The sequence below is a fragment of the Prevotella koreensis genome (assembly GCF_003977605.1).
Lineage (GTDB): Bacteria > Bacteroidota > Bacteroidia > Bacteroidales > Bacteroidaceae > Prevotella > Prevotella koreensis.
Window position 1 is genome coordinate 828,175 of record NZ_RYYU01000001.1, and the last position, 19,187, is coordinate 847,361.

Annotated in this window: 16 protein-coding genes; 7 read left to right on the forward strand and 9 right to left on the reverse strand. The window is 38.1% G+C overall.

The window, feature by feature from the left end; genetic code table 11:
- A complete protein-coding gene (locus tag EHV08_RS03585; RefSeq protein ID WP_126678048.1) occupies window positions 1-813 on the forward strand; it encodes a DUF4738 domain-containing protein in 813 nt (270 codons plus the stop codon).
- Between the two features lie 41 nt (window positions 814-854).
- Here EHV08_RS03585 and ispE read toward each other — a convergent pair whose 3' ends face one another.
- Window positions 855-1,652, reverse strand: coding sequence for a 4-(cytidine 5'-diphospho)-2-C-methyl-D-erythritol kinase (gene ispE / locus EHV08_RS03590; protein ID WP_126678050.1), 798 nt, complete (start codon window positions 1,650-1,652; stop codon window positions 855-857).
- Between the two features lie 125 nt (window positions 1,653-1,777).
- Here ispE and dnaB point away from each other — a divergent pair, with 125 nt between their 5' ends.
- Entirely contained in the window at window positions 1,778-3,283 is a 1,506-nt protein-coding gene (dnaB, locus tag EHV08_RS03595; protein ID WP_126678052.1) for a replicative DNA helicase, read from the forward strand.
- A gap of 48 nt (window positions 3,284-3,331) precedes the next feature.
- Window positions 3,332-4,063 (forward strand): tRNA pseudouridine(38-40) synthase TruA, encoded by a 732-nt coding sequence (gene truA, locus EHV08_RS03600; protein ID WP_126678054.1) that lies wholly within the window; start codon window positions 3,332-3,334, stop codon window positions 4,061-4,063.
- A gap of 6 nt (window positions 4,064-4,069) precedes the next feature.
- Here the strand turns inward: truA and EHV08_RS03605 are convergent, their stop codons facing one another.
- Window positions 4,070-6,298, reverse strand: a complete 2,229-nt coding sequence (locus tag EHV08_RS03605; RefSeq protein WP_126678056.1) for a RelA/SpoT family protein — start codon at window positions 6,296-6,298, stop codon at window positions 4,070-4,072.
- A gap of 115 nt (window positions 6,299-6,413) precedes the next feature.
- On the opposite strand from EHV08_RS03605, the gene EHV08_RS03610 reads away from it, so the two are divergent.
- Window positions 6,414-7,937 (forward strand): DUF4301 family protein, encoded by a 1,524-nt coding sequence (locus tag EHV08_RS03610; protein ID WP_203227048.1) that lies wholly within the window; start codon window positions 6,414-6,416, stop codon window positions 7,935-7,937.
- Window positions 7,938-8,259: 322 nt separating this feature from the next.
- Here EHV08_RS03610 and EHV08_RS03615 read toward each other — a convergent pair whose 3' ends face one another.
- Window positions 8,260-10,008: a phospho-sugar mutase gene (locus EHV08_RS03615; protein ID WP_126678058.1), complete on the reverse strand. Its 1,749-nt coding sequence runs from the start codon at window positions 10,006-10,008 to the stop codon at window positions 8,260-8,262.
- 182 nt (window positions 10,009-10,190) lie between these two features.
- Between EHV08_RS03615 and EHV08_RS03620 the strand changes: the two genes are divergently transcribed.
- A complete protein-coding gene (locus tag EHV08_RS03620) occupies window positions 10,191-10,559 on the forward strand; it encodes a DUF4491 family protein (RefSeq protein WP_126679408.1) in 369 nt (122 codons plus the stop codon).
- Window positions 10,560-11,030: a 23S rRNA (pseudouridine(1915)-N(3))-methyltransferase RlmH gene (gene rlmH, locus EHV08_RS03625; RefSeq protein ID WP_126678060.1), complete on the forward strand. Its 471-nt coding sequence runs from the start codon at window positions 10,560-10,562 to the stop codon at window positions 11,028-11,030.
- Window positions 11,031-11,218: 188 nt separating this feature from the next.
- Here rlmH and EHV08_RS03630 read toward each other — a convergent pair whose 3' ends face one another.
- Window positions 11,219-13,423: a S9 family peptidase gene (locus tag EHV08_RS03630; RefSeq protein WP_126678062.1), complete on the reverse strand. Its 2,205-nt coding sequence runs from the start codon at window positions 13,421-13,423 to the stop codon at window positions 11,219-11,221.
- Window positions 13,424-13,505: 82 nt separating this feature from the next.
- Here EHV08_RS03630 and EHV08_RS03635 point away from each other — a divergent pair, with 82 nt between their 5' ends.
- Complete coding sequence (locus EHV08_RS03635; protein WP_126678063.1) at window positions 13,506-14,423, forward strand: TIGR01212 family radical SAM protein; 918 nt, start codon at window positions 13,506-13,508, stop codon at window positions 14,421-14,423.
- Window positions 14,424-14,428: 5 nt separating this feature from the next.
- On the opposite strand, the gene EHV08_RS03640 is transcribed toward EHV08_RS03635, so the two are convergent.
- The 5 genes from EHV08_RS03640 to rsmA form a co-directional block, all read right to left on the reverse strand.
- The gene (locus tag EHV08_RS03640; protein WP_126678065.1) at window positions 14,429-15,244 is read right to left on the reverse strand and encodes a gliding motility protein GldB-related protein; all 816 of its coding nucleotides are present in this window, start codon (window positions 15,242-15,244) and stop codon (window positions 14,429-14,431) included.
- A 143-nt stretch (window positions 15,245-15,387) separates the two neighbouring features.
- Window positions 15,388-16,728 carry a TMEM43 family protein gene (locus tag EHV08_RS03645; RefSeq protein ID WP_126678067.1) on the reverse strand — a complete coding sequence of 447 codons (1,341 nt, stop codon included), beginning with the start codon at window positions 16,726-16,728 and terminating at the stop codon, window positions 15,388-15,390.
- 42 nt (window positions 16,729-16,770) lie between these two features.
- Complete coding sequence (gene rsgA, locus EHV08_RS03650) at window positions 16,771-17,703, reverse strand: ribosome small subunit-dependent GTPase A (protein ID WP_126678068.1); 933 nt, start codon at window positions 17,701-17,703, stop codon at window positions 16,771-16,773.
- Window positions 17,704-17,738: 35 nt separating this feature from the next.
- Window positions 17,739-18,299, reverse strand: coding sequence for a ribosome recycling factor (gene frr / locus EHV08_RS03655; protein WP_126678070.1), 561 nt, complete (start codon window positions 18,297-18,299; stop codon window positions 17,739-17,741).
- Window positions 18,300-18,381: 82 nt separating this feature from the next.
- A complete protein-coding gene (gene rsmA, locus EHV08_RS03660) occupies window positions 18,382-19,173 on the reverse strand; it encodes a 16S rRNA (adenine(1518)-N(6)/adenine(1519)-N(6))-dimethyltransferase RsmA (protein ID WP_126678072.1) in 792 nt (263 codons plus the stop codon).
- Between the last annotated feature and the right edge of the window lie 14 nt (window positions 19,174-19,187).

Consider the following 19,187-nt stretch of genomic DNA (forward strand, 5'->3'; position numbering starts at 1 on the left):
ATGGTTTGGTTTAGAAATATATTTGTTACAGTATTTTTCCTTGTTTTATTTTTCACTTCATGCAATGAGGCGAAAATAGGACATTCTGCTCCTCAAGAGGATCGTAATGCCAAGAATATGATGCAGGGTGCATGGTTTGACGAATTGGAAGAGAACATTGTATTCCGCGTGAAAGGTGACACTATTTTCTATAACGACTCCACAAGCCAGCCCGTAGCATTTTCAGTAATAGATGATTCTTTGTGTTTAAATGGCTCTGTCACAACGAAGTATCCAATAGTAAAACTTACGAAAAACCTACTGATATTCATGAATCAGAACGGAGACGAGGTTAGACTTACAAAAGACGATAACCTAAGTCAGAGTATGCAAGAGACCTTCGAGAAGAATAAGGCGATTGCCATAAATCAACGTCGGGTGATAAAGAACGACACGGTGGTAATGCTGGCGAATGTGAAGAATCATCTCTATATACAGGTTAACCCTACCACATATAAAGTAATAAAAACAAATTATAACGATGAAGGTGTAAGAGTTGATAATATATACTATGATAATACGGTGAGCATCTGTATAGTGAAAAACAGCGTGAAGACATTTATTCACGATTTCCATAAAAAGGAGTTTGCCGAAATAATACCTTCAGGCATAATATCCCAATCAATACTTAATAATATCATTTATGAACGTCACGATGAAAAAGGCTTTCATTTCTATGCTCAAGTCGGCATTCCTGACACGCCGAGCAATTATATGGCAGAGATTATCGTGACAGATGATAACAAGTATTCTATCTCAAAAATCAAAGATTGACAACACCCCTCATCAAATATAATGATGAAGGGTGTTATATGTTATAATCGCATTTTATAGTATTCTCCCCTAATCATAGGAGGTTCATTTGAGAATATCCCAACCATTGCAGACCCACTTCCACTCATACATGAGTATAATGCACCAAGGTCATAGAAATGTTTCTTTATATCATATAAGCTTGGATATATCTCGAAAACGCTTTTTTCAAAATCGTTGACAAGTCTGTTTCTCCATTCATTGATGTTGCCTAAGACTATGGAGTCGCATCTTTCTTTCGGTTGTTTAGGAACTATTTTTGAAAAGGCATCTCGCGTACTGACTGCAACAGGAGGCTTGACAATGGCAATCCAATATCCTTTTAGAGAGAATGGCAATGGTGTAAGTTGTTCACCGATACCTGTTGCAAAAGAAGGTTGAGGGTCTATAAAGAACGAACAGTCTGCACCTAAGCCTGCTGCAATATCTCTCATTTCATCATTGTTCATCTTAAGATTGAACATCTTGTTCAAAGATGTTATTGTGTAAGCACAATCGCTTGAACCTCCTCCCATTCCTGCCTGTGATGGTATGCGTTTATCGAGAGTTATCTTAACATCGGGTATCGGGTATTTCTGTCTGACAGTATTATACGCCTTAATTACGAGATTTTCGTTCGGATTACCATCGAGTGTCTTCCCTTTGAGTTCAAGTGATGTCATTTTTTCTGAAGGTTCAATCTCCAATACATCAAAAAGAGGAATAGGGTAGAACACGGTTTCAAGATTATGGTATCCGTCCGGACGTTTACTTACCACATTCAACCCTAAGTTTATTTTGGCACAAGGATAGACTATCATATAATTCTTTGTATTTTTATTTAATAATGCAAAGTTACTCTATAATTTCGAATAATCAAAATTAGAAGTTTTTTTTGGAGGATATTAAAGAAATTGACTACCTTTGCGAAAAAAATAGAGAAAGCATGGCAGAAAACAAGAAGAAGACCAGACCTATAGATTCTGCATACGGTCATTTGCAACCACAAGCATTGGATGCAGAAAGAGTGGTGCTCGGAGCACTGATGATTGACAGAGATGCCTTTAGCGTGGTAAGTGATACGCTGCGCCCGGAAACATTATACGAGCCGAGAAATCAGAAAATCTTCAGTGCCATACAGACTCTCAGCATGGATGAGAAACCTGTGGATATAATAACCGTGACAGACCAACTCGCAAAGGACGGTACTCTTGAAGAAGTGGGTGGTCCGGGATATATTCTTGAGTTAAGTTCAAAGGTAGCTTCTTCTGCTAATATTGTTTACCATTCACACATACTTGCACAAAAATACATGGCACGCCAACTGATTAGTTTTGCAAGTATGATAGAGACAAAGGCTTTCGATGAGTCGCAGGATATTGACGAACTGATGCAGGAGGCAGAAGGCTCACTTTTCGAACTCTCACAGAAAAACCTGAAACAGGACTATACCCAGATTGAGCCTGTCGTAAAACAAGCCATAGAGCAACTCAAACAAGCTGCGGCAAACGATGGCGGACTCACTGGAATTCCTACAGGATATAACAGACTTGATGACATAACATCGGGCTGGCAATCCAGCGACCTTGTGATTATTGCGGGTCGTCCGGCCATGGGAAAGACTTCTTTTGCACTTTCCCTTGCCAAGAACATTGTCATGGATTATCATATACCTGCTGCTTTCTTCTCGCTTGAAATGAGTAATGTGCAACTCGCAAACCGACTGCTTTCAAATGTTTGTGAAATCTCCGGTAAGAAAATACTTAACGGACAACTCGACGATGAAGAATGGAAACGTATCGATAAAAATGTGAGAAGCATGCAAATGGCACCATTATATATTGATGATACTCCCGGTATGAGTATATTCGAGTTAAGAACAAAGGCACGCAGATTGGTGAGAGAAAAGGGGGTGAAGATTATAATGATAGACTATCTGCAACTCATGAATGCCAACGGTGCCAGATTCGGAAGCCGCCAAGAAGAGGTGTCAACTATCAGTAGAAGTCTGAAAGGATTGGCAAAAGAACTTAATATTCCGGTGTTGGCATTGTCACAGTTAAATCGTTCTGTTGAGAATCGTGAAGGCAATGAGGGTAAGCGCCCGCAACTCAGTGACCTTCGTGAGTCTGGTGCAATTGAGCAAGATGCCGACATGGTGATTTTTGTTCACAGACCGGAATACTATCATATAAACCAAGACGAGCATGGACGAGACCTGAGAGGAAAGGCTCAAATAATAATTGCAAAGCACCGTAAAGGTGCTACAGGTGATGTCTTACTTAATTTCAGAGGAGAATTTACACGCTTTGAAAATCCGGATAACTCACACAATGAGTTTAACTATGGTGGTGAAGTGATTGGTTCTAAGATTAATATGGATACAGACGAGCCTCTTATACAAGACACTCCGTTTGCTCCATTGCCTCCGGATAACTTCGACCAATTCTGATATTATTCAAGCATTATTGACAATAAACAAATAAAATCTTTTCAAGTAGTGAACAGATATTTTCTCTATTTATGCTTCGATGGCAGCCGTTATCATGGTTGGCAAATACAGCCGAACGGTATAACGGTTCAGGAAGAGATTGAAAAAGGATTGAGCGTGCTATTGAGAAGCAAGACAGAGATTGTCGGAGCCGGTAGAACAGATGCCGGAGTTCATGCACATATTATGACTGCTCACTTTGATACGGAGAATGAAATTGATGAGTCAGCGTTATGTTACAAACTCAATAGGTTTCTTCCGCAAGATATATCAATAAAGAAAATTGAAAAGGTGGATAATGATTTGCATGCACGATTCAGCGCGACATCACGCACATATCATTATTACGTTCATACAGGAAAAGACCCATTTGTAAGAGCATATAGTTGGGCAACCGGCTATTCTCTTGACTTTACCCAAATGAATATCGCTGCCCAAACGCTTATAAAGACAGCAGATTTTGCTGCATTTTGTAAAAGCGGCAGCGATGTAAAGACAACATTCTGTACCATAAAAGAAGCATGTTGGATCGAGATAGGAGAGGGGAGATGGTGTTTCCGTATTACGGCAAATCGTTTTTTGAGAAATATGGTTCGCTCTATTGTTGGAACTTTGATTGAAGTGGGTAGGGGACGTATGAGTGTGAGCCAGTTTGAAGACGTTGTAAAGAGCAGGAAACGTACAAATGCAGGCGAGAGTATGCCTGCAAATGCACTTTTCTTAGAAGATGTTAAGTACTGAATCTTTCTAAACCCTCGTCACCATTTTAACACCTTTCACCGTTCTTACTTTCTTTATTATGGCATCAAGTCTCTGTGTGTCATCAACATTCACTACGAGCGTACCACTGAATAGTCCGTCGTTACTATCAATATTGATGCTTCTCATTATTACTTTCTCTTCTTTCGATATTATGCTTGTGATGTTGTTCACGATTCCTATATCGTCATTGCCGATTATTCGCAACGATATGCTATACTGCGAACCGCTTTTGCCACTCCACCGTGCCTTTACAATGCGATAACCGAAACGACGATGCAACTCCGGGGCATTAGGACAATCGGAGCGGTGTATTTTTATCCCGCCATTAACGGTAACGAATCCGAAAACATTGTCACCATAAATCGGATGGCAACAGTTGGCAAGTTGATAGTCGATACCTTTAAGGTTCTTGTCTATCACAAGCACGTCGTCATTGCCATTTACCGGCTGTATGTCAACATTATCGAAATTGAACTCCTCGGCACTCCGTGTCAGTTGTGTGGAACTTGATGCATGTTCATTGCTTTTAAGTTCAATATATTTCTCTATTATGACGTTTGTGTCAAGTGAACCGTCTGCAATCTGATGATAAAAATCTGTTGCCTGTTTGAATCCAAGTTTATTTACCAACTGATTCATAACGGCTTCGTCAACATCCATTTTCCTGTTTTTAAGCCTTCGTTCCAGCATTTCCTTCACCAAGAGACTTTCTTTAACTTGTGTCTCTTTAAGTGCAAGGCGTATCTTGCTCTTGGCATGACTCGTTTTTACATACGATAACCAATCACGTTTGGGCTTTTGATGTCCTGATGTAATAATTTCTATCTGATCACCACTCTTAAGTACATGTCGAAAATTAACTATCTTGTTATTTATTTTCGCGCCGGTACAACGATTACCCACAGCCGTATGTATTGAATATGCGAAGTCGAGTACGGTTGCACCTTTGGGCAACTTGAAAAGATCGCCTTTTGGAGAAAAAACATAGACTTCATCTTCATAAAGATTCATCTTGAACTCATCCATAACCTGCAAATCATCACTGTTTTCTATGGCAGCACGTATATTTCCAAGCCATTCGTCAAGTCCGTTTTCGCTCTTTATTCCCTTGTATCTCCAGTGCGCAGCGACACCTTTTTCTGCCACTTCGTCCATACGTTCTGTGCGAATCTGCACCTCTACCCACTTGCTTTCAGGTCCAAGAACCGTGATATGCAGACTCTCATATCCATTGGTTTTAGGTACAGAAAGCCAGTCTCTAAGTCGCTTGGGGTTAGGTTGATACATGTCTGTTATTATAGAGAATGCTTGCCAACACAAAGTCTTCTCTAAAGCATGATGTTTTTTTTCGTCATCTATTTCATCTGCTTCTATTATTATACGAATTGCGAATAAATCATATATGCCATTGAAACCACATTGCTGTTTTTTCATCTTCTGCCATATACTATGAATGCTTTTCGTGCGCCCTTTGATATGAAATCTGAATCCTGCAGCATTAAGTTTCTCTTTGATAGGATTGATAAATGTTTCAATGTAAGCATCTCTGCTTTTCTTTGTTGCATTTAAGTTATCCTTTATCATATAATAAGCATCATGTTCAAGATACTTAAGTGATAAATCTTCGAGTTCACTTTTCAATTGGTATAATCCCAATTTATGTGCCAACGGGGCATATAGATAACTTGCTTCTTCGGAAACACGCTTCTTTGTTGCGACATTGTCATAATCCCTAATTTGTCGCATCAAATTAACTCGTTCGGCAATCATTATCAATATCACGCGCATATCTTCTGCGAAAGAAAGAAGAAGGTTTCTGAAATTCTCACTCTCTATCACAGGGTTTTTCATGTAAAGCCGTTGTATTTTTGAAAGTCCGGATATGATTCTTGCCACTCCAGCACCAAATAGTGTTGATGTTTCCTGTTCACAGGTTTGACCACATGAACTATAGAGCAGGGTGGCAATGATGGCCTCTTTGCCCAAACCAATTTGTTCTGTGGCTATCAATGCTGTTTGCAAACTCGTTACGATGGGGTTCAGTCCGAACATATCGCGTTGTAAACAACCTGTTTTATAGGCATTATAGAGATGTTTTACAACAAGCCGTTTTTCCTCATTGGTTAATGTGGGACTCATGATTTTCAACAGTCTTTTAACAATCTTGTATGTCTCGTGACGCTCTTCTATTGTAAAACTAAAATTATTGTCCATACCTTTTACATTGTATTTTATTGCAAAGATATTGTTTTTTCTATCATTTCTTTCTTGTTTAAGAAAAAGTAACTATATTTGCGATTGAAATGGATAATTAAAGAAAGGAAATAACATGATTACTCTATCAAAATCAGATTTAAAACAAATATCACAAAAAGGCATCACAGAAAAGCAGATAGAAAACCAAATTGAAAACTTCAAGACGGGATTCCCTTTTCTGAAACTTGAAAACGCAGCATCTGTTGGTAATGGAATTATCGTTCCGACTGAGGCACAGCGTGATATGTATATAAACTTGTGGAAAGAATATAAAGCTCGTGGAAAGAAGATTGTAAAGTTCGTACCGGCAAGTGGGGCGGCAAGCAGAATGTTCAAAGATATGTTTAACTTTGTCGAATCAACGTCTTCCACTCCATCTACAAACTTTGAGAAAGTATTTTTTGACAATATAGAGAAGTTCGCATTCTATGGCGAACTGAATGATGTATGCAAGAAAAACTATGCCAAGACGATAACAGAATTGCTCAACAATGGCAATTATAAAGATGTGGCCAAGAGTATGCTTGACAAGAATGGTCTTAACTATGGCCAGTTACCAAAGGGGCTTTTGCTTTTCCATAATTACGATGCAGGAGCACGCACACCTATGGAAGAACATCTCGTTGAAGCTGCATTATATGCTGTAAGTGGTGATGTCGCAAATATACATTTCACTGTCAGTCACGAACATTTAGAATTGTTTCAAAAGAAAGTTGCAGAGAAACAACAGATTTATGCTGACAAGTTCGGTATAAAAATCAATATCAGTTTTTCCGAGCAAAAGCAAAGTACCGATACTATTGCAGCAAATCCGGATAATACACCATTCCGAAATGATGACGGAACACTGCTTTTCCGACCCGGTGGTCATGGAGCATTGATAGAAAACCTTAACGAAATTGATGCCGATGTGGTTTTTATAAAGAACATTGATAATGTTGTTCCGGATTATCTGAAAGAAGAAACCGTAACTTATAAACAAGTGATTGCAGGTATATTGATTGATTTGCAGAATAAAATTTTTGATTATCTGAAAATACTTGATTCTAATTCATACAGTCACGAAAAACTTATGGAGATTCTTAAATTTCTTGAACAAGGTTTATATTGTAAGAATAATGAGGTTAAAAAACTTTGTGATGCAGATTTAATTTGCTATTTAAAGAAGAAACTTAATCGTCCTATAAGAGTCTGTGGTGTGGTTAAGAACGTTGGTGAGCCGGGTGGAGGACCATTCCTTACATACAATCAGGATGGAACAATAAGTTTACAAATTCTTGAAAGCAGTCAAATTGACAAAAATAATGATGAATATACGAAGATGTTCAATAATGGTACACATTTCAATCCGGTAGATCTCGTATGCTCATTGAAAGATTACAACTCCAATCCATTTAATCTTACTGATTTTGTAGACAAGACAACAGGCTTTATAAGTATAAAGAGTAAAAGCGGAAAAGAACTCAAAGCACTCGAACTTCCTGGGTTATGGAATGGTGCCATGAGTGATTGGAATACAGTATTTGTAGAGGTTCCTCTTGCAACATTCAATCCGGTAAAGAATGTGAATGACTTGTTAAGAAAAGAACATCAATAGTTTCAATAAATACAAATGAAATATTTTTGAATGCTAATACTTCAAATGGGGCGTAAAAACTCAGCATATACTTTTTACCTTGATTATTTACGTCCCATTCTTATGTTTGTAATTTACGGCCATTAGCATAAGTTTATTTAAACGGTAGGTGTTATTTATCATAATGCACAATCTTTATTTTTGCTTTTAAAACGTGTCTGTTGTTTTTTTGAATAATAAATTATTGATGAGTGATTGTTATTCTTCAGTATTTCAATTTGGGCGAATTTGGTATAGTTCTGCAAACTTCTTTAATATAAGAAATAATACAAAAAGACAGAGATTACAGACCGAGGTCATTCTTTAATGCCTCTATCTTTTTATCTGCATCATTTGAGCATCTTTCATAACAGCCGGCACACTTCATTGTGTCATCTTTCACTTCTGTATAGAATTTTATCTTTGGTTCAGTTCCTGACGGACGTACACTTACTTTCGTTCCATCTTCACAGAACCATTGTAATACATTGCTTGTGTCAGGCATATCCAATTTCTGTTTTGAACCATCAGAGTTTATCTGCTCAAGTGTTTTATAGTCTTTCCACACAATTACCTTCGAACCGCCAAGTTGCTTTGGAGAGTTGTTACGGAAGTTTTCCATCATTGCCTTTATCTCATCTGCGCCACTCTTTCCGGTCTTTATTACATTGAATGTTACCTCTTTAGAGAATCCATATTCTGTATAGATTTTCATCATTAAGTCGTAAAGTGTCATACCATTGTCTTTTGCCCATGCAGCAATCTCGCATATAAGACAGATACTTGCAGGTGAGTCTTTGTCACGCACTTTATCAAATGGCAGGAATCCGAAACTTTCTTCACCACCACCAATGTATTTCTTTGTGTTTTCGTTGACACGAATTTCGTTGGCAATCCACTTGAAACCGGTGTAGCAGTCCTTTAGTTCTACTCCATTCTTATCGGCTATTTTTCTTATTATTTCTGTTGTTACTATAGTTTTAACAAGGAATTCATTCCCTTTAAGTTGTCCCATTTTTTTCTTATTGGCAATGATATACCAGCAGAACATCATGCATGTTTGGTTGCCATTAAGAATCTCCCACTCGCCTTTGTCATTCCGGCAAACGATTGCAAGACGGTCTGCATCCGGATCGCTTGCTATCACAAGGTCGGCATTGAGTTTTGTTCCCAACTTAATTCCTAATGTCATTGCTTCCGGATTCTCGGGATTGGGCGAAACCACTGTCGGGAAATTACCGTCAATAACCATCTGTTCAGGTACTACATGTATGTTCTGGAATCCCCATGAGCGTAATGCTTCAGGAATTATCACACGTCCGGCACCATGCATCGGAGAATAAACGATATTCAAATCTTTATGACGAAGTATCACGTCTTGATCCACCATTGCTTCTTTAACAGCCTGCAAATAGTCCCAATCCATTTCGCCACCTATTATCTCGATGAGTTCCTTGTTAGGTTCAAATTTCACATCTTCTATTTTAACCTTGTTCACCTCATCTATGATACCCGTGTCGTGTGGCGATAGCACCTGCGCTCCATCTTCCCAGTAAGCCTTGTATCCGTTGTATTCTTTCGGATTGTGAGATGCTGTCACATTCACTCCGGCCTTTGCACCTAAATGCCTGATGGCAAATGAAATTTCTGGTGTAGGACGGAGACTTTCGAATAGGTACACCTTGATTCCGTTGGCAGAAAAGATATTGGCAACGGTTTCTGCAAAAAGTCGGCCGTTGTTACGACAGTCGTGGCCAACAACCACAGCAAGATCGTTACGTCCGGGGAAAGCCTTCAGTATATAATTTGCAAATCCTTGTGTTGCCATGCCGACAATATAAATGTTCATGCGATTGGTTCCGGCACCCATGATTCCACGAAGTCCACCGGTTCCGAACTCCAATGATCGATAAAAACTGTCTATAAGTTCTGTTTTATCGGGATTATCAAGCATTGCTTGTACTTCGTTGCGCGTATCCTCATCGAAAGAAGGAGATAACCATTGTTTTGCAGCCTGCTCACATTGAGCGATAAGTTCTTTATTATTTTCCATACAATTTTATAATAAAAATGGTTTGTATATTTTTATCTATTGCTACAAAGATAATGATATTTTTTTATATAAAACCTAAGCGAAACTATTTTTTTGATTTTAAGTGTTATTTCTTATGCTAAAGTTGTTCAAATGAACTAAAATCACTAACTTTGCAGCCTATTTTGGAAGAAAACATTATGATAGAATTACACTATACCGGAATTATCATTGCCATAAGCACTTTCCTTATAATAGGATTGTGTCATCCTTTCGTAATAAAAATGGAATATTACACCGGAACAAAGTTTTGGTGGATTTATCTTGTTTCAGGAATTGCATTTATATGCTCTGCATTTTTTGTTGAGAATGTTATCATATCGTCAATTCTTGGTGTTACGGGGGCGTCTATGCTGTGGGCAATCGGCGAACTGTTTTCTCAAAAGAAACGTGTGGAAAAAGGCTGGTTTCCTATGAATCCAAAACGTAAGGACGAGTATAATATTGTAAAAAGTAAGGAGGATGCAAATTGTCAGCAGTCTGAAAAAAGAAATGACAATTACAACAAATAAATGAAAACCTTGCTTGTACTTATCGGGAAAACCGACAATAAACATATTTCTGCTTGTATAAATGATTATTTGAATCGGATATGTCACTATATGTCTTTTGAGATAGTGACAATACCAGATATTAAAAATACAAAAAATCTCACAGAAGAACAACAGAAAGAAATGGAGGGTAAGTCTATTATGCAACTTATTAAACCTTCAGATTATGTTGTGTTGCTTGACGAACGTGGCAGTGAATTTCGCAGTATAGAGTTCGCAAAGTGGCTGCAAAAAAAACAAATGGCTACAAAACGACTATTGTTTATCGTTGGTGGTGCTTATGGTTTTTCAAATAATATTTATGAACGTGCCAACGAAAAAATATCATTATCTCGAATGACGTTCTCACATCAGATGATAAGACTCTTTTTTACAGAGCAAATCTATCGCTCATGTACCATTATCAAGGGTGAACCCTATCATCACGAGTAAAGAACTATATCTATTGCTTTTTAATAATATATTGATATTTGGGGAGAAAAAGTTTAATAAAAATAACTTATAAAAATAATGCAGGACGATGTAAGCCTAAGCAACATTGTCCTGCATTATTTTTTTATCATTTCCATAAACGGATTTATTCGGATATGTTATTTCTTAATCATTATCCGATGATATTTTCATTTTAAGGTATTTATGAAATGGTTCGCAATTTGTCTCAACAAGTGATTGCGAGTGTTACCACCATAGATACTATGATTCCTGTTTGTATACACATTCATTTTGAAATCCTTTCCAGCCTGTACAAGGCTTTCGGTATATTCGTAAGTGTTCTGTGGATGCACATTGTCATCGGCCAAACCTTGACAGATGAGAAGTTCACCCTTCAAGTTTTCTGCACGACTGATAGGGTTGATATCATATCCGGAAGGATTTTCTTGTGGTGTACGCATATATCGTTCGGTATATACGGTGTCATAGAATCGCCAATCGGTAGGAGGTGCTACGGCCACGCCGGATGCAAATACTCCCCTACCCTCACTCATACTCATAAGAGTGTTGAAGCCTCCGAAACTCCAACCCCATATTCCGATATGCTCACCATCTATGAATGGCAATGATTTAAGATAAAGTGCAGTCTCAACTTGGTCTGTTGACTCAAGAAGTCCTAATCTTAGGTATATGCATTTCTCAAACTCTGTACCTCTTGCACCGGTACCACGACCATCAACGCAAACAAGAATGAAGTCTTTTTCTGCCAGATAATGGTCATATAATGCCCCTTGTCCCATAGAACCCAGTCGCCATGAGTTTACCACCTGCTGACTGCCAGGTCCACCATATTGCCACATTATGACAGGATATTTGCGGGAAGGGTCAAAATTACTTGGTTTAACCATTATGGCATTGAGTTCCACGCCTTCTGATGTTTTGAATTTAAAGAACTCTTTTTTGCCGAGCGGCAGTTGCGCTAAAGTTGCTTTAAGTTGAGAGTTGTCTATAAGTGTTGAAATTGTCTTGCCGTTGTTATTACAAATGCTGAAACGGTATGGGGTGTTACAGTCACTCCATGTGTTAACGAAATATTTAAAATTCTTACTGAAGACCGCATCGTTCCAACCGTGGTCATTAGCAAGTTTGTTTACTCTTCCTTTTTTGTCTGAAGAATATATTTCGCGATTCATTGCGTCATAGCCTGCTGCTTGATAATACACCGTACCGGTTGTTTCATCATATCCATAAAGTCTTGTTACATCATTGTTACCTGTTGTCAGTTGGCGTTCAAGGTTTCCATTCTGTGAATATAGATAAAGTTGCATGTGTCCGCTTCTATCACTTGGAATAACAATGTGGTTAGAAGTGATGAGGATGTTGTTCATTGCGTCTTCTTTGATGTATTTATCCACTTTCTCTTTTACCAGCAACTGGCTTACGGTAGAATATGGATTGACAGCGTAGAGAGAGAGTTCGTCTTGATGGCGATTCATTGTATATACAATGATTCTGTTTGCATCATTAGTTGCCTTTATTCTTGGTATATATCCTTCAGTTGGTAATGGGACGGCAAGTGTTCTTGTTTTGTGCGACTTAATATCGTAACTCAAAACACTTACCTTTGAGTTCTCTTGTCCGGCTTTCGGGTACTTATAAGAATATTCTCCTGGATATGTGCCCCAATCCTTATGTTCGGGATATGCTCCTTTGAACATTTGTAGTGAATAGGTTTTCACGTTACTCTCATCGTATCTTATCCACGATAGCACCGAGCCGTCTGCATTGAATGTCATTGCTGTTGAGAAACCAAACTCTTCCTCATTCACCCAATCTGGAATACCGTTTATTATTTCGTTGAATTTTCCGTCTTTGGTAACTTGGCTCTCCGAGTTGTCATAAAGTAGTTTCACAAGGAAAATGTTATTATCTCTTACAAATGCTACCAGATTTCCATCCTCAGACCAAACCGGTGACTGCTGTGGGCCGTTGTCAGACAACTTCTCTAATCGCTTGTTAGAAATATTATATATGTAATATTCTGCCGTGAAAGAATGACGATAGATACGCTTTGTATTCGTTTGAATAAGCATTTTCTTTCCGTCAGGACTCAATAGGTAGCCATCAAAGTCCTTAATGTTGAGATTTTCTGTGGAATTAACATCAAACAATACCGCAGTTTTCTTTCCATTGCTGAATGAGTACTGTAGAATTTGTTTCATGTCATCGCTTATCTGTGCGTAACTCTCACCATCTGGCATTGGAGTTATGGCACTTAAATATTGCGGTGAATACATGCCAGAATTGATGTCTTTCAACTTGAGTTCAGGCTGTGCATTTAAACTTACTGCAGATATTAATGCTGCGGTGAAAATGATTAGAAGTTTTTTCATTTATACAGATTATATTGTTAATTTGTGGCAAAGTTAAGAATTATTTGCTACATTTGCAAAGTTTATATCATAAAATCATTTTATGGAAAAAAAGCATTACAATGACTTTGGTTCGTGGATAAGGGAACAACTTGGAACGAAAGTTCAAAAGATAAGCATAGATGCGGGGTTCTCATGTCCGAACAGGGATGGGTTCAAGGGTACCGGAGGATGTGTATTTTGCGACAATAAAACCTTTTCACCATCTTATTGCGAAGGAACCAAAAACGTAAAACAACAAATGATAGAGGGTATAAACTTCTTCAAAAGAAAATATAATGATATCAGGTATTTGGCTTATTTCCAATCTTATACTAACACTTACGCACCGGTGGAGAAACTGAAGCGATTATATGAAGAGGCTCTTGGAGTTGATGATGTTGCCGGAATAGTTATCGGTACTCGTCCGGATTGTGTTTCTGATGAGGTGCTTGACTATCTTGAACATCTTAACAGACAGACATTCATGATAGTGGAATATGGAATAGAGAGTGTTAATAATCATACGCTTGAAAATATAAGACGAGGACACACATTCGAATGTTCGCAAGATGCAATTGCTCGTACCAATGAAAGAGGTATAACGGTTGGTGGTCATCTGATTCTTGGGCTGCCAGGAGAAATGCGAGAAGATAATATAAAAGCCGCAGTAGAAATTAGCAAAACAAGAATTGACATACTTAAACTTCATCAACTGCAAATAGTCAAAAACACCTTTCTTGCCAACGAATATCTTGAAAAACAATTCCATGTGTATGATGTGGATGAATATATAGAATTGGTTGCGTCATTTATTCAGCACACAAGGAAAGATATAGTTTTCGATAGGTTTGCATCCCAATCCCCCGCAGATATGATTATTGCGCCAAAATGGTGTATCAAAAGCCATGAATTTACAGATAAACTTGATAACTATCTTAGGAAAAATGAGATATATCAAGGACAATCAATAATTGACTGAGGACATTATTTAATACCGGTTTCTTTTATAATGTCATTATAATCATTGTTAAGAAGAAGTTGTTGAACTGTTCTTGTAGCGTTTCTACGCATATAAGAATCTATACAATCAACATATTTTGTTTGGAATACATATTTTCCAACAACAAGATTAGATACCCACATGATTTTTCCTGAATGTAAGTCGCGCTCTAATTGTGATTTGTTCTCAAGGTTATTAAGAGGATAAAGACTTAGCAAATAGAAACAAATGCAATCGGGAGTAATATTGGCACGTGTCATACTTTCACGCTGGCCATGATTGTAGTATTGGCGGTATATCGGATAATTCTCTCCCATGTATTTATCTAACGATATGCCAACCATGCCGTCACCGATAATAATACTATGCTCAAGGTCTCCTATTTGGGCATAAAATTCAGGCACGGGAATGTCTGGTATATATGTTTTCAACTTATTGAAAGCGTCGTTAAGGCTTTTATTAATGTCATCAATATTTGCATATTCCACCTCTACATCAGTCATAATAACCTGCAAAGTGCTATCTTGATAATATTTCAAAAGTGTTTTACTTATTTCCGGATCATCAACCTCTCCGATATGAAGTATATCTTCTATCAGCGTTCGTGTCTCTATAGGAAATTCCGTATTCATTTGTTGGAGTGCAGCAAAATCACCAGTAGTGAGATACTGGCTTTGTAAACGGTCATAGCGTTTTATATCTATCTTTTTAGAGTCAATATCATCATTGGGACGTAATTTATACTCACATCCTGAACAAATGGTTATGACCAAAAGAATAATTAAATAAAACTTATACACAAACGAATAATATTAAAAACTGTTGCAAAATTACAAAATATATCTCAAACATCCAAGCTTTTATTAAAAAAGTTAAACAGAGGATATGAGAAAAACTCTTATCCTCTGTTTTTTACTTTAAGAATTTATATTTATTGTATGTATTATACTCCCGGTGTAGGTGGAACTGCTGCGCCCTTTTTCTTTCCTCTGATTGCAAAGAACACTATTGCACCGATTATTATCAGCAATAGAGGAATTGCTATTAATGGTCGATAGAACAACCATGCGATTGCTATTATAAGTATACTCCATACAAAAGCGAATATTCCGCATACGATGTTAACACCAAAATTAAGTATATTAGACACGAATGGAATAATCTTTGCAAGAGTAACCACAAAGCCGAATACTCCCTTAAGTCCTAAGAATATCATTATGATACCAATAATACGAAGTGCCCACATAAGAATATTGTTCTCACTTTCCTGATGAGCAAACATCTCCTCTTTAGACACGTCACCATTTTCTACTCTCGTGAACTCTTTCTTATTCTTTCCTACATATTTCTGGAAAGTATCTCCCTTGACTTTAGCAATAAGAGAAATCATGTGTGGTTTAACAACAGTGAAAGTTACACGTACATCTCCTACTTGTGGTGAAGAAGGTGATGAGCCGATGTAAATCTCGCCTTCTCCTTGATGTATATAACGAGCCTGATATTTGTTCTGAGTTTCTACCGACACAAAAGCCTTGGTAGAATCATTGGTAGTTGTGTCATTCTTTACAATTTCTTGCTTAGCAGTAGTTTGTGTTTTAGATGTTACAGAATTACTTCTGTAGTTTCCTCCATAATTAGAAACTGCTCTTGCCACTTGGTCGTCAAGTTCTTTTAGCATATCATCCGAGATTGTTATGGGAGCAGCCTCCGCACCGGAGATAGAATGAACAATGAACTCTGGCAGTTTGTATGCACCGAAAGTCACATTCTTTGCGTAAAGTTCTTTTTCATCCAAATTAGCCAATGTTCCATTAAAGATGTTTTTATATTCCGGATCAGCAAACGAAGACGAGTTTACATGTTTTGATACCCATCTCTTCTCGTATGTGTAAGTTGTGACAGTTTCTTCACCACCGCCAAGTTTGTCACGTTTCTCTTCATGCTTTTCTTCTGTCCATTGGTAGTACTCCACAGTGCGTTTAAGATTAATTGCATTAACCTCGAAACCAAATGTTGGTTCACGAAGAATGTCATTAGTTTTTGCATCACCTGTCGCATGAACCAGTTTTCCATTGAAATCATGATTAATCTTGCTGATATTTTCCATATCAACAGCATTCTCACTCACTTCTTCGAGAAGTTTTGCATTGGCAACTGCGTCACCTTCGTTCCACCAAAGGAGAACCGTACCCGCCAAAAACAGGGCAATACCGCCAAAGATACCACCGCATGCGTTTTTTACTCGCGAGCCATAGCCCGTCGTAGTAGTTGTTGTGTAAGCCATAATTTTATTATTTATTAAGTTAAACAAATGTGTTTTTTCATCTTAGAATGCTTCCCGATATTTTCCTTCTTCTTTATCTTCGAGCATACTGAGATAACTGTTATATCTGCTTTGACTGATATAGTGTTCCTCTACAGCTTTTCTTACTGCACATCCGGGTTCGTGAGTATGGGTGCAATTATAAAACCGACAGTTCTTTGAGAACCGGAATATCTCCTTGAAATATCCGCAAATCTCTTCCGGATTCATATCAAAAGTTCCAAACCCTTTTATTCCCGGAGTGTCTATTGCCCAACCTCCAAAAGGTAGACACAACATCTCACTGAATGTCGTTGTGTGCATGCCGGTGTTATGTGCGTCGCTTATCTCTGCCGTTTTTAAATTAAGGCCAGGTATGAGTTGGTTGAGAAGTGTGCTCTTTCCTACTCCACTGTTCCCACTGAACAATGTTATTTTATCTTTAAGCAATATCTCTAAAGACAAACGTTCAGAAAGCGTTGTCGCAGAGATTGTCAAACACTTATATCCTATATTCTCATAGAGAGCAATCATCATATCTTGATAACGCCTATCATCATCAGACAATATATCTGTCTTGTTGAATACAAGCACTACAGGAACTCTGTAAGCTTCGGCAGATGCAAGGAAACGATCAATGAACGTTGTGCTTGTTTCCGGATAGTTCACTGTCACAATCAAAAACACCTGATCAATGTTTGCTGCAATGATATGACTCTGCTTGCTCAAGTTTGGAGACTTGCGCACGATGTAATTTCTGCGGTCAAGAATCTCGGAAATAAACGCAGTTCCTTCTTTGTTTGGGGTTATCACCACCCTGTCGCCAACAGCAACAGGGTTGGTGCTCCTTATTCCCTTCAGTCTGAAGTTTCCTTTTATCTTTGACTCGATGATTGTTCCATCATCAGTTAATACCGAGTACCACGAGCCGGTGTTTTTTATTACAAGTCCATTCATCAAGAATGTATTAAGATATAAATGCGGCTTTTCTGTTAAACCGTCATTATTTCCTTTGTCTTGGCTGCGAGTAATTCGTCAATCTTTTTAATGAATTTATCGTGCAACTTCTGAAGTTCTGCCTCTGCATCTTTTTCGTTGTCTTCTCCAAGTCCGTCTTTTATAGCCTTTTTGAATTTGTCTTTTATTTCAGCACGCACATTGCGCACTTCTACCTTGGTTTTCTCACCAATCTTGTTGCATTGTTTCACAAGTTCCTTACGGCGTTCCTCGGTAGGCTGTGGAATAGAGAGACGTATCACCTCACCATTATTCTCCGGTGTAATACCTACATCGCTACCCATAATAGCCTTTTCAATATCACGTATTACCTTACGATCCCACGGCTTGATTGCTATCGTACGAGCGTCAGGTGCTGTTACACTTGCCACTTGGTTAAGCGGTACCATTTCACCATAACTCTCTACTTTTATACCGGAAAGAATGGCAATATTGGCACGTCCGGCACGTATCTTGGCAAGTTGGTCGTCAAGAAACATTGCCGCCATTTCCATTCTCTCTTCACTTTCTTTTAATGTCGCTTTAACGTCTATCATAATTATATTTCCGTAATATTAGGTTTTCAAATTACAAAATTAAAGTTTTATTTTCAAATATCCAACGAAAATAACAAAAAAATCATTGGTTAAGTTGTTTCGATACCAAATTGGTAAGCATGATAAAATCGGCCACACTAAGTTGCTCCGGCCTCTTTGTCATAATTTCATGTTGATAAAAACTGTCGGATGTCGGAATATTTAATATTTGTTTCAAACTCACTCGCAGCATCTTACGTCTCTGATTGAAAACCGTTTTGACAACTCTTTTGAACAATTTCTCATCACAACCAAGTTGTGTTACATTGTTTCTCGTCATCCTTATAACGGCACTCTTCACCTTTGGGGGCGGATTGAATACCGTCTCATCAACTGTGAAAAGATATTCCACATCATACCATGCCTGTATGAGCACGCTAAGTATTCCGTATGCTTTGTTACCCGGTTCCGATACAATACGCAATGCCACTTCACGCTGTATCATGCCGGTACAACATGGAATAAGTTCCTTGTTTTCTATCATCTTGAAAAAAATCTGTGATGATATATCATAAGGATAGTTACCGGTCAATACAAAAGAACGGCCACCGAAAACTTTATCTAATGGCATACGAAGAAAATCTCCACCAATGATATTCTCACGGAGACGTGGAAAATGTTCATTTAGATATGCCACACTCTCACGGTCAATTTCTACAACTTTGATTTCACGAGGTTTATCAACGAGGAATTGTGTCATCACACCCATGCCGGGGCCAACCTCAAGTATAGGGGCATCAGGGTAAGCATCCACCGTGTCTGCTATCATCTTGGCTATACCTAAGTCAATAAGGAAATGCTGTCCGAGATTTTTTTTAGGTCTTACTTGTTTCATCTGTTAAGATTTTC